Raw genomic sequence first — 14,706 nt, 5'->3', positions numbered from 1 at the left:
ATGGCAACACAGGATTTTCTGGTCGAACTGGGTACCGAGGAACTGCCTCCGAAAGCCCTCAAGCCACTGTCTGACGCCTTCACCCAGGGCATTGTCAAAGGCCTGGAAGAAGCTGGCGTAGACTTCGGTGCCGTGGAAAGCTTCGCGGCCCCCCGCCGCCTGGCCGTGCGCATCCGTAACCTGGCCGATGCCCAGCCCGACAAGGCGGTCGAAAAGCGCGGCCCGGCCGTAAAAGCCGCCTTCGACGACTCCGGCAACCCCACCCGGGCCCTGACCGGCTTTGCCACCTCCCTGGGCATTACCCCGGACCAGCTCGACACCCTGGAAACCGACAAGGGCGCCTGGCTGGTGTACCGCACCGTCGAAAAGGGCAAGCCCACCGTCGAACTGATGCCCGAGCTGGTGGAGAAATCCCTGGCCGCACTGCCCATTCCCAAGCGCATGCGCTGGGGTGCCGGCAAAACCGAATTCGTACGCCCGGTACACTGGCTGGTACAGCTTTACGGCAACACCGTGATTGAAACGCCGGTGATGAACCTGAAGCCCGGCAACAAAACCCGCGGGCACCGGTTCCACTGCCCGAAAGAGCTGATTGTGCCGACCCCGGCCGACTACGAAGTGGTGCTGAAGCAGGAAGGCTACGTGCTGGCAGACTTCGCCGAGCGCCGTGAACAGATCCGAGCCGGTGTCAACGCCCTGGCCGAGAAAGAAGCCAACGGCAAGGCCGTGATCGACGAAGACCTGCTGGACGAAGTCACCGCACTGAACGAGTGGCCGGTGCCGCTGATGGGCCGCTTCGAAGAGCGCTTCCTGGAAGTGCCGGCCGAAGCGCTGATCTCTTCCATGAAGGAGCACCAGAAGTACTTCCACGTGGTGGATGCCAGCGACAACATGCTGCCGCTGTTCATCACCGTGGCCAACCTGGAAAGTAAAGATCCTTCACAGGTGATCTCCGGTAACGAGAAAGTGATCCGCCCGCGCCTCTCGGATGCCGCCTTCTTTTACGAGACCGACCGCAAGACCAGGCTGGAAGACCGCATCGAGGCCCTCAAGCCCATCGTGTTCCAGGACAAGCTCGGCAGCATTTACGACAAATCCGTGCGGGTAGCGGCGCTGGCGAAGAAGATCGCCGAGGCCATCAACAGCGACCCGGCCCTGGCCGAACGCGCCGCCATGCTGGCCAAGACCGACCTGGTGACCGAAATGGTGCTGGAGTTCACCGACCTTCAGGGCATCATGGGCCAGTACTACGCTGCCAACGATGGTGAGCACGAAGACGTCGCCAAGGCCCTGAACGAGCAGTACATGCCGCGCTTTGCCGGCGACGACCTGCCCACTACCCTGACCGGCTGTGCCGTGGCCATCGCTGACCGTATCGACTCGCTGGTAGGCCTGTTCGGCATCAACCAGCCGCCGTCCGGCACCCGCGACCCGTTCGCCCTGCGCCGGGCTTCCCTGGGTGTGCTGCGCATCATCATCGAGCGCCAGCTGCCGCTGGACCTGCAGACCGTGTGCGAATGGGCCGAGCAGAACTTCACCGTGCTGACCGAGAACAACACCGCCAGCACCGTAGTGGACTACATGCTTGACCGCTTCCGCGCCCATTACGACGAGCAGGGCATTGGCGCTGAAGTGTACCTGGCCGTACACGCCCGCCGCCCGACCCGCCCGCTGGACTTCGACCGCCGGGTAAAAGCGGTGGAAGCCTTCCGCCAGCTGCCGGAAGCCCAGGCCCTGGCCGGCGCCAACAAGCGGGTGTCCAACATCCTCACCAAGCAGGGTGGCGACAGCATCGGCGAGGCTGTGGATAACTCACTGCTGCAGGATGCCGCCGAAAAGAACCTGGCCGCCAGGGTAGAAGAGCAGGCGCAGAAAGTGCTGCCGCTGTTCGAACAGGGTGACTACGCCAGCGCGCTGACCTCCCTGGCCAGCCTGCGCGAGCCGGTAGACACCTTCTTTGACGAAGTCATGGTGATGGCAGACGACGAGGCCGTGCGTTATAACCGCCTGGCCCTGCTCAACCGCCTGCGCAACCTGTTCCTGCGGGTAGCCGACATCTCCCTGCTGCCAACCGCAGGCTGAAGGGCGGCTCCGCAGTTATACGGATAAATTTCCCCACGGATGGGGGTAGTAAAACGGCCGGCAATCCGTATAATACCGGCCGTTGATCGGCGTGTAGCGCAGCTTGGTAGCGCACTTCGTTCGGGACGAAGGGGTCGGAGGTTCGAATCCTCTCACGCCGACCATTTTCCCTCCTTGTTTTGTTTTTTCCTATTTTAGTTTTCCAACGCTGTTCCATTCCGGGTTCTTACACCCCAAGCCCATGAATTTCTGTATCCTTAGTAAATCTGCTCATGATTAAAGGGGTATTTTGATGAATGAGGCGATCGCCCGGCTACGTCAGTTCCGGGATGACAGAGACTGGAAACAATTCCACAACCCGAAAGACCTGTCGCTGGCCCTGAGTATCGAGGCGTCGGAACTGCTGGAGCTGTTCCTGTGGAAATCTCCGGACCAGGCCGATGTCAGTAAGGTAAAGGAAGAACTGGCCGACGTGATTGCCTACGCGTTGCTGCTGGCAGACAGCTATGAGCTGGACGTGGAACAGATTGTTCTCGACAAGATTGCCCTGAACGAAAAGAAATACCCGGTCAGCAAAGCCAGGGGCACCACGAAGAAGTACACCGAGCTATGAGCCATTCGCCGATGGTGGAGATTCAGCGCTACCCCTTCAGCCGGGATGCCCTGAACGACCTGCGCGATAATGCTTTTGCCGCGGGCAACTGGCCCCTAGTTTACGTACTCAGTGACGAAAAGCGCCGGCGCGCCTACATCGGCGAAACCACCGACACGCTCACCCGCATGAGCACCCACCTCAAGCATGACGAAAAGCAGCTGCTGACTGCGGTTCACCTGATCACCAGCGAGTACTTCAACAAATCCGCCACCCTGGATGTGGAATCCCTGCTGATCAAGTACATGGCCGCCGATGGCAAGTACACCCTGCTCAATGGCAACCTGGGGCTGGCTGACCACAACTATTACCAGCGCGGTGCCCTGTATGAAGAGGTATTCCGGGAAGTCTGGAACCGGTTGATTGCCAAGGGGGTTGTGTCCCGCACCCTGGACCACCTTGATAACTCCGATGTCTTCAAATACTCCCCTTACAAATCCCTGTCCTTCGATCAGCGCCAGGGCCTGCTCACCATCATGCACGAGCTGCTCAACCCCGGTGTGAAGAACATCGTGGTGGAAGGTGGAGCCGGCACCGGCAAATCCGTGCTGGCGATCTTTCTGTTCAAGCTGCTGCATTCGGAAGAACACCAGGTCAATCTGAGGGAATTCTCCGAGGAAGAGGCCGAAATCCACTCTTTGCTCTCGTCGCTCAAGGCCCTCATGCCAAAACCGAAAATGGCATTGGTGGTGCCCATGACCTCGTTCCGAACCACCCTGAAGAAAGCCTTCAGGCATGTTGCCGGGCTCAGCCCCGACATGGTCATCAGCCCGTCTGAGCTGACCAGACAACGCTACGATATTGTGCTGGTGGACGAGTCCCACCGCTTGCGCAAACGCAAGAACCTGGGTGCTTACTTCGGCAGTTTCGACAAGGCCTGTACCGCGCTGCGCATGGACAAGCACACCTGCAGCGAAGTGGACTGGGTGTGCCAGCAGGCGGACAAGGCGATCTTTTTCTACGATGAAGGCCAGTCCATCAAACCGTCTGACGCCAATGTTGAGGTGTTCCAGCGCCTGAAAGCTGCCAGCGGCTCGGTAACCCACCGGTTACTGTCCCAGTTCCGGGTTAAGGCCGGACAGCCCTATGTGGAGTTTGTGGATAAGTTACTGAACGGCCGTGTTGATGACGGCGTGGTGTTCACCGCCAAAAACTACGAGTTTGAGGTGTTCGACTCCCTCAAGGACCTGGTCCGTACCATCAATGAAAAGGAGGAGCAGGTCGGGCTGTCACGGCTGATCGCCGGTTACTCCTGGCCCTGGGCCTCAAAGAAGGATAGTGAGGCCTACGACATCGTGATCGACGATGTTCAGCTCCGCTGGAACAGCACTAATACCGACTGGATCAACAAGGATGGCTCACACCGGGAAGTCGGCTGCATTCATACCACACAGGGCTATGACCTGAACTACGCGGGGATTATCTTCGGAGAGGAGATCCGGTACGACCCGAAAAGCCAGTCCATAGTCATCGAAAAGGATAACTACCACGACCGCACCGGCGGCCAAGGCATCAAAGACCCGGAAGAGCTGAAGCAATACATCATCAACATCTACCGAACCATCATGCTGCGCGGCATCCGCGGCACCTTTGTCTACGCTTGTGACGATACACTGCGCGAATATCTGAAACAGCACATTCCGGTTCATGCTGCTCACGTCGAAAAGCCTGAAGCCACCAACGTGGTGGAGTTGAAACCTTATGTGAACGCCGTGCCGCTGTTTGACCTGCAGGCGGCTGCGGGGGATTTCGGAGCACTCAGTGATGTCACCGACCTTGACCCTACCCAGCACCCAGACTGGGTCGCAGTTCCCGACGGAGTCCGGGTCCGCGAAGACATGTTTGCCTGCCGGGTGATCGGCGAATCCATGAATCGGGTTATTCCCAATGGTGCCCTGTGCCTGTTTCGGACTGACCCTGGTGGTTCCCGAAACGGCAAGACGGTTCTGGTGGAGAGTATGGACAGCATTGATGCCGATTCAGGGTCACGTTACACAGTGAAGGTTTATGAAAGTTTCAGAGCGGAAGACGAGAATGGTTGGCGTCACGAACATATTCAGTTGAATCCCAACTCCCATGATGAAAGCTTCCAGCCACTTGAACTGAACGATGAAGAGGCTTTTCGATACCGGGTGGCGGGAGTGTTTGTATGTCTTATTGACGAGCAGCACACCTAGAATCTCTAAACTGATAGATTCAATAAAATATCAAAAGATAAGCAATTAAATTGATTTTTATCGACTAAAAACCATTATAGTGGCTATTATTTTCAATAAGTCTTTGAAATATCACTTTACTGATAAGCCGGCAAACATCATGCAAACCAAACAGGCACTACTGACAGCTATCACCGAAGAGATCCGCCATCTGCAGACCCTGGCGGAGCGCATCGAAGCGTCTGAAGAGCCGGACTTACACCCGCTCTCCGAGTTGGCGGAGCTGCTTCAAGCCCGCAGAAAGGCGCTTGACCTGAATGCGGCAGACGTAGGCGAACTGTGTGGCATCTCACCCACCACCTACCGGGCCATAGAGAACGGCACTGGCAACCCCACACTTCGCACCCTCGAAGGCATAGGGTCGGTCCTTAACTTCCGGATCTGGATCGAACTGAAATGAAAGCCCGGGTAAAAATGAAGGGCCTGGTTGCGGGAATCCTGGAAAGGAAGGGGAGCACCGTTCGCTTCCAGTACGACAAAGCCTACCTGCAGCTAGGCCAGCCAGCCCTCAGCCTTAGCCTGCCACTGCGTGAACAACCCTATGAATCAGAGGGGTTACCGGCTTACTTCAGCGGCCTTGTCAGTGAGGGTTGGCTGAAGCGGGTGCAGGCGACTGAGCAACACATAGACCCGAACGACGAGTTTTCCCTGCTGGTACACAACGGCAACGACCTGCCCGGAGCAGTAACCATTGAACTGTTTGATCTGTCTTAAATCACTGCCCGAGAGCGCCCGTATTCAGTACCACGGTGCCTGTCTTGGGCAGCTGTTTGGCACCCGAAAGGTCAACCTGGCATTGGCAGAAAGCCGCAAAGACCTGGTGACAGCCATACCACGGAAAACCCATGGTTTCTCGATCAGCGGCGTCCAGATGAAAGCCCAGCTAGCCATCGAGGCGGGTAAGCTCAAGCTTGTGGACAGTAACGGCCAGTTCATCATGAAACCCTCACCGGAAGAATATCCCTACGTGGCCGAAAACGAGCATGCCACCCTTACACTGATGCGGAGAGTCGGTTTCCCGGTGCCCCCATGCGGACTTATAAGCCTGAAGGATGACCACCTGGTATTTGTCATCCGCCGCTACGACCGGGACGTTGAAAGTGGTGCTCGAATCCACCAGGAAGATGCCATGCAGGCTTTGGGGATTTCCAACGCGGATTCCTCCCGAAAATACACGGCGGCCAGCTATCAGGAAGTCATTGAGCTGGTGATTGAGCACGGCGGCATGGCAGTTGCCATGGAGCTTCTGGAAAGACTGGTGTTCAGCTATCTGGTGGGCAACGACGACCATCACCTGAAAAACATCAGTTTCTTCCATGAACCGGTGTTCAAACTGACCCCTTGCTACGATGTCCTCGCCTCATCCCTTTACAGTTCAAAGGCGGAAAACCCCATGGCACTCAAAGTGCTGAAAGACGGGGAGCCCGAATATTACCGAACCATGGGTAATGGCTATTATGCCGGCTCGGATTTCGTGGAGCTCGCGGTTAAGGCAGGGCTGATTGGCAAAGTGGTAAAAAATCGTATCCAGGGTCTGGCCAGGAAAGTTCAGAAAACCGCCCCAGCCATAATCGAGGCTTCGTTCATGCCAGAGGACATGAAAAGTCGTTACCAGTCACTGGTCTCGGAGCGGCTGCGGTTTGTTTCGCTACTGGAGCCTGGTCCGGAATAACAGAGCCTCACTGCTCCACCACAATCAACTCCCCAAGCTCAAACCCCTCAGCCTCAGCCCGCCCCCTGAACGCATCCAACACCTCATCACTCACCTCCGGCGTGCGGGACATCAGCCACAGGTAATCCCGGTTGTAGCCAGTCAGGTAGGCGGTGGAGTAGTCCTCGTCCAGCCCGAACACCACGTACGAGCCATAGAAGGGCCCGAAGAAGGACACTTTCAGGTGGCCCACGTCGCTGTCGCCCACAAATTTTGCCCGGCCTTCGGCTTCTTGCCATTCGCCTTCCTCGGCGTTGTAGCCCCGGTTGATGACCTTGATGCTGCCGTCGTCGTTCAGGGTGTATTCGGCAGTCACCTTACTCAGGCCTTCCTCGAAGGAGTGGTCCAGGCGGGCGATTTCGTACCAGGTGCCCAGGTAGCGGTCTTTGTCGAAACCGGTAACCGGTTCGATGCCTTCAGGCAGGCCGGTGCAGCCGGCTAACAGCAGCAGGGTGGCGGTAATCAGGCTCAGTGCTTTCATGGTTCTATCCTCAAACCGACAGGTGTCTGCGGAACAATATCAGAGCGGTGGAGAAAAACACTCCGCCAATGGCCACCAGCGCCAGCATTTGCGGCCACACCACCTCCAGCCCGGCACCCCGGTACAGAATGGCCTGGGCCATGCTCACGAAGTGGGTAGTGGGGGCGGCCAGCATGATGTTCTGCACCAGGTCCGGCATGCTTTCCCTTGGGGTGATGCCGCCAGACAGCAGCTGCAAGGGCAGGATGGTGAGGATCAGCAGCAGACCGAACTGGGGCATGGTGCGGGCCACGGTGCCGATCAGGATGCCGATGGCGGTGGTGGAGAACAGGTGAATGAGCGCCCCCAGCAGGAACAGCCACACCGAGCCGGCAATGGGTACGTTCAGCCAGCCCTGAATCACCAGGGTGATCGACACAGACGCCGCCAGCAGCACCACCAAGCCGTTGGCCCAGACCTTGGACGCCATAATCTCGAACGGCCGCAGCGGCATTACCATCAGGTGTTCCACGGTGCCGTGTTCGCGCTCGCGAATCAGCGCTGCGCCGGTCAGGATAATGCTGATCAGGGTCACCTGGCTGATCAGTTCCATCACGCCGCCAAACCAGGTGCCGTCCAGGTTGGGGTTGAAGCTGGCGCGGGTCACCAAAGTCACCGGCAGGCCGTCCCCTGAGCTACCCGGCTGCAGGAATTCCGCCACTTCGGTCATGGCGAAGCGTTCTATGTAGGTGGTGCCGATAAAGGCCTGGCTCATGCGGGTGGCGTCTATGTTCAGCTGCAGGCTTACCGGCTGGCCCTGGCGCACCTTGCGCTCGAAGCCTTCCGGGATTACCAGGGCGAAGGTGTGGCTGCCCTTGTCCAGCAAGTCGTCTATCTGGTCATAGCGCACCATGTCTGGCGGCAGAAACCAGGGCTGCTGCAGGGCATTGATGACCCGGCCGGAGAGCACGGTCTGGTCTTCATCCACCACCGCCACCGGGGCGTTGTGCAGCTCCATGGAACCGGCGGAGCCGGCGGTGTAAATCATCAGGGTGAAGGCCACCAATACGAACACCATCAACACCTTGTCCTGCCAAAGGCTGCGCAGTTCCTTGATGCCCAGATGCCAGATGTTACCGAGAGATTCCATCATCAGCGCCCCTGTTTCCGCAGCAGTACCATGGCCAGGCCGGTCAGCACCGGAATAAACGCCGCCAGCGCCAGAAACGCGCCCTGCATGTCGGCCAGGGTCAAACCCTTGGTGAACACGCCCCGGCTGATCTGCAAAAACCAGGTGGCCGGCCAGAAGGGGCCGATCCAGGCGCCAGCACCGCTCAGGGACGATACCGGTTCGGTCAGGCCGGAGAACTGCACGGTGGGCAGAATACTGAGTATGGCGGTGGCCGCCAGGGCGGCAATCTGTGTGGAGGCAAAGATGGACATCACCTGGCCCAGGGCGGTGGTGGCGGTGACAAACAGCAAAGCGCCAAAGGTCAGGGTGAGCAGGCCGCCCTTCAGGGGCACATCAAACAGGTACACCGCCAGCAACACCAGGCTGGCGTAGCTCACCATGCTGAAGGCGATGTAGGGCAACTGCTTGCCCAGCAGGAATTCCAGCCGGGTGACCGGAGTTACGTACAGGTTGGTGATGGAGCCCAGTTCTTTCTCCCGGACAATGCCCAGGGCCATCAGTATGGCCGGGATGAAGATCAGCAGGATCGGAATCACCGCCGGCACCATGGCATCCAGACTGCGGAAATCCTGGTTGTAGCGGTAGCGGTCTTCCAGGCTGACCAGGCTCAACGTGGGTACTTCGCCCCACGCCTGCCGGGCCTGTTCGCTCAGGTAGCTGATGTGCATGCCCTGTACGTAGCCGAGGATGGTTTCGCCCCGGAACGGCATGGCGCCATCCACCCACACCGCCAGCTCGGTGTCGCGGCCCCGTTTCATATCCCGGCCAAAGCCGGAAGGAATCTCGATAGCCAGGCTCAGCTCCCCGGAGCGCATGCGCCGCTCCAGCTCCTCCGCCGTCGACAGCGCCGGTTGCTCGACAAAATAGCGGGAGCCGGAGATCGCCGCGATGTAATCCCGGCTCTGGGGCGTCTGGTCCCGGTCCAGCACCGCAAAGGGCAGGTCTTCCACATCCATGGTGATGCCGTAGCCCAGAATCAGCATCAGCAGGGCCGAGCCGATAAAGGCAAAGGCCATGCGGATCGGGTCCCGCAGCAGTTCCCGGGCTTCGCGCCGGCCGTAGGCCAGCAGCCGTTGCGGGCTGAAGGTCTTGGGACGTTCCGGCAAACTGCTGTCCCGGCTCAGCAGTTTGCCGCCGTTCTGGCTTTCCGGTTCCTTGTCCACCGCTTCCAGGGTGGTCATAAAGGCGCCTTCCAGGCTGTCGCTGCCGGTTTGTTCGATCAGTGCTTCGGGGGTATCACAGGCCAGTACTTCGCCCGCGTGCATCAGCGAGATCCGGTCGCAGCGCTCGCCTTCGTTCATGAAGTGGGTGGAGATAAAGATGGTCACCCCGTCTTCCCGGGACAGCCGCATCAGCAGCTGCCAGAACCGGTTACGGGCGCCGGGGTCTACGCCGGATGTGGGTTCATCCAGGATCAGCAGTTCCGGCTCGTGCACCACCGCCACCGCTAAAGACAATCGCTGGCGTACCCCCAGCGGCAGTGCGCCGGCCTGGTGGTCCAGCACCTCTTCCAGGCCGAATTCCCCGGCCAGGCTGCTGATGCGCCCGGCAATTTTTGCCTCCGGCAGGTGGAACAGCCGGGCGTGCAGGTCCAGGTTCTGGCGCACGGTCAGCTCGCCGTACAGGGAGAACGACTGAGACATGTAGCCCACCTTGCGGCGGGTGGCCAGGTCTTTGGCATTCAGCGGCTCACCGAACAACGCCACCTTACCCTCGGTGGGGGTCAGCAGACCGGTGAGCATTTTCATGGTGGTGGTTTTGCCACAGCCGTTGGAGCCGAGAAAGCCGAAAATTTCGCCTTTCGGGATGGCAAAGCTGACGTCTTTGACCGCGGTGAAGCTGCCGAATTTCAGGGTCAGGTTCTCCGCCACGATGGCCGGAGTGCTGTTCTCGGGAGTGGGTGAAGCTGTCGCTTGTGCCGATACCGGCACGCCCAGCTCCTGCTCCCGGCGGCTGTCCGGCAGCAGGGCGATAAAGGCATCGTCCAGGTTATCGGTGCCGGTTTGCTGGCGCAGCTCGGCGGGGGAGCCGGTGGCCAGCACCTTGCCGGCGTCCATGGCCACCAGCCAGTCGTAGCGTTCGGCTTCTTCCATGTAGGCGGTGGCAACCAGCACACTCATGCCACTACTTTGCCCACGGATGGTGTCGATCAGGTCCCAGAAGCGTTTGCGGGAGAGCGGGTCTACGCCGGTGGTGGGCTCGTCCAGAATCAGCAGGTCCGGGTTGTGGATAAGTGCGCAGCACAGGCCCAGTTTCTGCTTCATGCCGCCAGAGAGTTTGCCCGCGGGGCGGTCCCGGAAGGCCAGCAGGCCGGTGGCATCCAGCAGGCGGTCGATCTGCAGCCGGCGCGAGGCGCCGGTGAGGCCGAACAGGTCGGCAAAGAAGGCAATGTTCTCGTCCACCGTCAGGGTGTGGTACAGGTTGCCGCCCAGGCCCTGGGGCATATAGGCAATGCGCGGAGCGGCCCGGTTGCGAAACCGGTGGCTGGCCATGTCGCCGCCCAGCACCTGCAAACGCCCCTGTTGTAACTCCCGGGCACCGGCAACCAGCCCCAGCAGGGTGGATTTACCCACCCCGTCCGGGCCGATCAGGCCCACCATGCAGCCAGCGGGGAAATCCAGCGTAATGTCGCACAGCGCAGCGGTTTCCCCGTAGCGGTGGCTGATTCCTTCCAGCCGGGCTACGGTGTCAGTCATTGGGCAGGCTCACCTTCAGGCTGTCGGGCCAGGGCAGGCTTTCATCCAGGCGCACATAGGCTTCGCCCGGCACACCGGTTTTTACCCTGTCCCGGTAAGCTTTGAGCAGGTCCGGATTGATGCGGATACGCACCCGGAACATCAGCTTCTCCCGCTCGCTGCGAGTTTCCACCGATTTGGGGGTGAACTGGGCTTCTGCCGCCACAAAGCTGACCTCCGCCGGCACCACGTAATCCGGCAGGGCATCCAGGATGATGCGCGCTTCCGAGCCGACCCGCACTTTGCCGGCCTGGGCCGTGGGCAGGAAGATGGTCATGTAGACGTCGGTCACATCCAGCACTGTGGCCACCTTGCCGCCGGCGGCCAGTACTTCGCCGGGTTCCGCCAGCCGGTAGAGCACCCGGCCACCCACCGGGGTAGAAAGCTGGCTGTCATCAATGTTGGTCTGGATCTGCCGGATGGCGGCCCGGGCCGATTCAATGCCGGCATCGGCCGAAGCCACCTGTACCCGGGCCGCCTGCAGGGCAGCCCCGGCGGTTTCTGCCGCCGTGCGGGTGCGGTCCAGCTGCTCCCGGGAGGCATGGCCCCGGTCGACCAGGGTTTCAATACGGGCGAGTTCGGCACGGGCATAGCGCTGCTCGCTTTCCCGCTGCACAACGACGGCTTCGGCCAGCAGCCGGGCCTGTTCAGCCTGGTGCAAGTTGGCTTCAGCGGCGGCCGCGCGGGCCTTGAGTTCGTCGGTGTCCATTACCGCCAGCAGCTGGCCGGCTTCTACCATGTCGCCTTCACGCACCTCGAAGGATTCCAGGCGCCCGGGTATACGGGTGGCGATATCCACTTCGGTGGCTTCAATACGGCCGTTGCCGGAAGCAATGTGCTCGGGGAGTTCATCGGCACTTGGCATCAGGTACCAGGCGGCGGCCGCAATCGCCGCCACAATCAGCAGTGCCAGCAGGAGTTTGGAGGCAATTTTGGCGCTTTTACCGGCCATATGACGTCCTTGATCAGATGAGTACTACGGAAGGGAAGTATAGCAAAAAAGTGTGACGATAGGGCTGACAGGAGTCAAGATAGCTTACGATCTATCCCGTCTGTCAGCCTTACAGTAAATCAGTAAACGCCGCGGATCAGCTCGATACCCGGCTTCAGTACTTCACGCCAGGCTTCGCGCAGTGCCGGCGTGTATTCAGGATCGTGCGTGCGCACGGTTTTCAGCAGTGAGTCTTCCCACAAGTCATACCACTCTGGCTGGATGTTGTGGTTGTGCCGGTTGTGGCTTTCGCCCAAGTCCTTGAGTTTGCGATCAGACATTCCGCGGGCGACCAGGATGATCTGCATAACACCATTACGCAGCAGGTGGCGCTGGGCGCCCATGTCGGTATTCTCAAAGCGGTTGCGAATGGCATCGGAGCTGGACATGAAGAAGTTGTAGAAATCCACGAAGAACTCATCGTTTCGGCAACAGCGCCCGTAGCTCTGGAAAACAAGATCCGTGTTGTTCATTTGCAGTGGTTGTCCTTGTAAAAACCGAGGGAATTCTGATTAGGGCAGTGATTGTAAGCAAGCGACCGAAATTAGATATAGCGGCATGCCGCTACTACCAGTGCTGCGACAAAATGTCGCCGACCGCGGAAAAGCGTTATTCCGAACCGACCTGAACGGCAACTCCATTCGTTAAATTCTGCATGGCAAAATAATGTAAAACGAGCTTTCAAATTCACTTCGCTAAGCAGGGTTTGCGATAGACTTGCCGGCAAATACTCAGGAACCACGTTAAGGAACTAACGAATGGCGTTTGAATACGGTACCCAGAAACTCAACATCCGGAACCCGTTCCGGTTCGAAGGGCTTGTCCGGTCTGTTCGAGGTCTTGTGCTGACGGCGATCGGCGTTTATCTCCTGTTGCAGATCCAACCATTGCTCTCGACGGACAAAACTCAGGCCTGGGTGAATCTGGTGATTGGTGGTTTATTTGTGATTGGTGGTTTCAAAGCTCTGGGTGTCGGGCTGTTTCAGGTTATGCGTTTTTTCGTGGGCCGGGCAGCCCCCGCCTCGCTGACCGGCAACGTCGCCCGGGAAGCGGTTCAGGAGAAAGAGCCAACGCTCTACACAGCACGCAGCATACACAACATGCTGATGAGTAAAAGTAACCCGACCTTTACTGAACCCCAGGGGTGGTTTGCCCGCGCCGTGCATTCGGTATTTCCTGGGCTGATCGTAACGCCCTGGCCTATCCGGAACATGGCCAAAACGCTGGTGATGAAAATCACGCGTAGCCTTATCGCGCTATGCGCCTTCCTGATCGCCTCCCTGGTGGTGGTGATGGTGTTCTCCGGCACTGCCGGCGGCGAAGCGGGCAGCGTTGTGGTGTCGTTGGTTTTTCAGCTTGTGTTGCTGGTTTATCTCGGCTTGATTTGGGTAAAACTGGGCAATCCACTCACTCGCCAAAACATGACCAAACTGCACACATACTCCAGTGGCGGGCTTGCCCTGGTGGTCATTGGTGCGATCGTTGTTCCGGTATTGGTTGCGCAAGGCTGGATTGCGCTCTGGTCCGAGCTGCGCCCTGGAAGCCGCGCCGAATTTGTTGAATTGTTGCCCATTCTCGAGCCGGTCTTTTACACCGGAACTCTGATCACGCTGACGCTGGTTTGCGCAGCCATTCTTGCGGCCATTGCCGTGATGATGATTCGCGCGCGTATTCGGATGGTTGAGATCAAAACCAGTAGCTCGGAGAAAAACAACAGTTGGCGCTACGACCTGCACCCAAGACAAATCTTCACCACGCTGAGAGATCTGGTTTTGATGGGAAAACGGGAGCAGGAACTTCCGAATCGCATGTACCTGGATGAAAACGACACCGGCCAGGCTAACCGGGATAACGAGCAATTTAATGGCGACTTGATTACCGAAATTCAGCCCGTGGCCGAGGATATGCCTGAATCCGTTGTTATGCGCTACTCGCGGATCGGTGGCACGGTATTAGCCCAGATCCTGATGTTGTTGGGTGCCGTCTTATTCTGGCTGGGAGCACAAAGCGTGTTGCCCCATATCGATACATGGCGTCAGCTGGTCAGCCAAAGTGCAGGTGTTGAAACCGTGGTCAGTCAGCTATTAGTGCCGGTTGGTGCGACCGCAGCCACTTTGCTTGCGGGTCTTTTGCTGATGGGCTTTGGCCGTACGCTGGACAGAATCTGTCATATGTTCTGGGCCGAGATTTTCTTCCGCTCCAGGATTTTTGATTTTCATTGCGAGGGTACCGTCATGCGGGCCACTCATTTTCGCGGGGCTGACCGCCACAGCGCTTCCAGCGAGCAGGATGTTTTTACCTTTGATGCAACCTACTTTGCTTTGGCGGCAGACACGGTAAGCTCCACTTTTGCGGTATCTGGTCAATACAATCTTGAACAGCCACGCTATGTGTTATCAATGAGCCCCTGCGATGGCTTCATGGAAAGCGTTATGGGCGATCTGGAGCAACAGTTCCGCCAGCGGAATGAAGAAATTCAGAACGAAAAGCGGTCAGACAGGGAGCAGCGTCTTGACTATATTCGTCAGGAACAGGAAGCCCGCCGCACAGGCGATATGACAGCGCAAGGCCTGGTGCCTCCCCAGCAACCTGCGCTGGACTCTGAGATGGTAAGCCCGAATGCCGAGCGTGAAAAAATTGCTCGCTGGGAAGGGGATAACGACTAAG

At 58.7% G+C, this 14,706-nt stretch carries 12 protein-coding genes and 1 tRNA gene; 8 read left to right on the top strand and 5 right to left on the bottom strand.

From position 1 onward, the window contains the following. The 7 genes from glyS to Q668_RS14885 all read left to right on the top strand — a co-directional run bounded on the left by glyS (position 1) and on the right by Q668_RS14885 (position 6,622). Entirely contained in the window at positions 1–2,082 is a 2,082-nt protein-coding gene (glyS, locus tag Q668_RS14915; RefSeq protein ID WP_022990429.1) for a glycine--tRNA ligase subunit beta, read from the top strand. Positions 2,083–2,169: 87 nt separating this feature from the next. Next, positions 2,170–2,246: transfer RNA gene (locus Q668_RS14910), tRNA-Pro, on the top strand. Positions 2,247–2,374: 128 nt separating this feature from the next. Then, positions 2,375–2,695, top strand: a complete 321-nt coding sequence (locus Q668_RS14905; RefSeq protein ID WP_022990428.1) for a nucleotide pyrophosphohydrolase — start codon at positions 2,375–2,377, stop codon at positions 2,693–2,695. Next, entirely contained in the window at positions 2,692–4,911 is a 2,220-nt protein-coding gene (locus tag Q668_RS14900; protein WP_022990427.1) for a DUF2075 domain-containing protein, read from the top strand. The genes Q668_RS14905 and Q668_RS14900 overlap by 4 nt, the downstream gene beginning before the upstream one ends. A gap of 139 nt (positions 4,912–5,050) precedes the next feature. Further along, positions 5,051–5,350, top strand: a complete 300-nt coding sequence (locus Q668_RS14895) for a helix-turn-helix domain-containing protein (protein WP_022990426.1) — start codon at positions 5,051–5,053, stop codon at positions 5,348–5,350. Then, on the top strand, positions 5,347–5,664 hold the full coding sequence (locus Q668_RS14890; RefSeq protein WP_022990425.1) for a HipA N-terminal domain-containing protein: 318 nt from the start codon (positions 5,347–5,349) through the stop codon (positions 5,662–5,664). Before Q668_RS14895 ends, Q668_RS14890 begins: the two co-directional genes overlap by 4 nt. Further along, positions 5,642–6,622: a type II toxin-antitoxin system HipA family toxin gene (locus Q668_RS14885; protein ID WP_152521798.1), complete on the top strand. Its 981-nt coding sequence runs from the start codon at positions 5,642–5,644 to the stop codon at positions 6,620–6,622. The genes Q668_RS14890 and Q668_RS14885 overlap by 23 nt, the downstream gene beginning before the upstream one ends. 7 nt (positions 6,623–6,629) lie before the next feature. Here Q668_RS14885 and Q668_RS14880 read toward each other — a convergent pair whose 3' ends face one another. The 5 genes from Q668_RS14880 to Q668_RS14860 all read right to left on the bottom strand — a co-directional run bounded on the left by Q668_RS14880 (position 6,630) and on the right by Q668_RS14860 (position 12,512). Beyond that, positions 6,630–7,142 (bottom strand): lipocalin family protein, encoded by a 513-nt coding sequence (locus Q668_RS14880; RefSeq protein WP_022990423.1) that lies wholly within the window; start codon positions 7,140–7,142, stop codon positions 6,630–6,632. A gap of 10 nt (positions 7,143–7,152) precedes the next feature. Further along, on the bottom strand, positions 7,153–8,271 hold the full coding sequence (locus Q668_RS14875; RefSeq protein WP_081697628.1) for an ABC transporter permease: 1,119 nt from the start codon (positions 8,269–8,271) through the stop codon (positions 7,153–7,155). Between the two features lie 2 nt (positions 8,272–8,273). After that, positions 8,274–11,009 carry a ribosome-associated ATPase/putative transporter RbbA gene (gene rbbA, locus Q668_RS14870; RefSeq protein WP_022990421.1) on the bottom strand — a complete coding sequence of 912 codons (2,736 nt, stop codon included), beginning with the start codon at positions 11,007–11,009 and terminating at the stop codon, positions 8,274–8,276. Continuing rightward, positions 11,002–12,000 carry an HlyD family secretion protein gene (locus Q668_RS14865; protein WP_022990420.1) on the bottom strand — a complete coding sequence of 333 codons (999 nt, stop codon included), beginning with the start codon at positions 11,998–12,000 and terminating at the stop codon, positions 11,002–11,004. The genes rbbA and Q668_RS14865 overlap by 8 nt, the downstream gene beginning before the upstream one ends. Positions 12,001–12,119: 119 nt before the next feature. Next, on the bottom strand, positions 12,120–12,512 hold the full coding sequence (locus Q668_RS14860; RefSeq protein WP_022990419.1) for a globin: 393 nt from the start codon (positions 12,510–12,512) through the stop codon (positions 12,120–12,122). A gap of 285 nt (positions 12,513–12,797) precedes the next feature. Between Q668_RS14860 and Q668_RS14855 the strand changes: the two genes are divergently transcribed. Further along, the gene (locus Q668_RS14855; RefSeq protein ID WP_022990418.1) at positions 12,798–14,705 is read left to right on the top strand and encodes a hypothetical protein; all 1,908 of its coding nucleotides are present in this window, start codon (positions 12,798–12,800) and stop codon (positions 14,703–14,705) included. The last annotated feature ends 1 nt before the right edge of the window (position 14,706 follow it).

It is taken from the genome of Marinobacter sp. ES-1 (genome assembly GCF_000475255.1).
GTDB lineage: Bacteria > Pseudomonadota > Gammaproteobacteria > Pseudomonadales > Oleiphilaceae > Marinobacter > Marinobacter vinifirmus.
The sequence above is the reverse complement of the archived record's forward strand: the minus strand, read 5'-3'. Positions and strand labels throughout refer to the sequence as shown.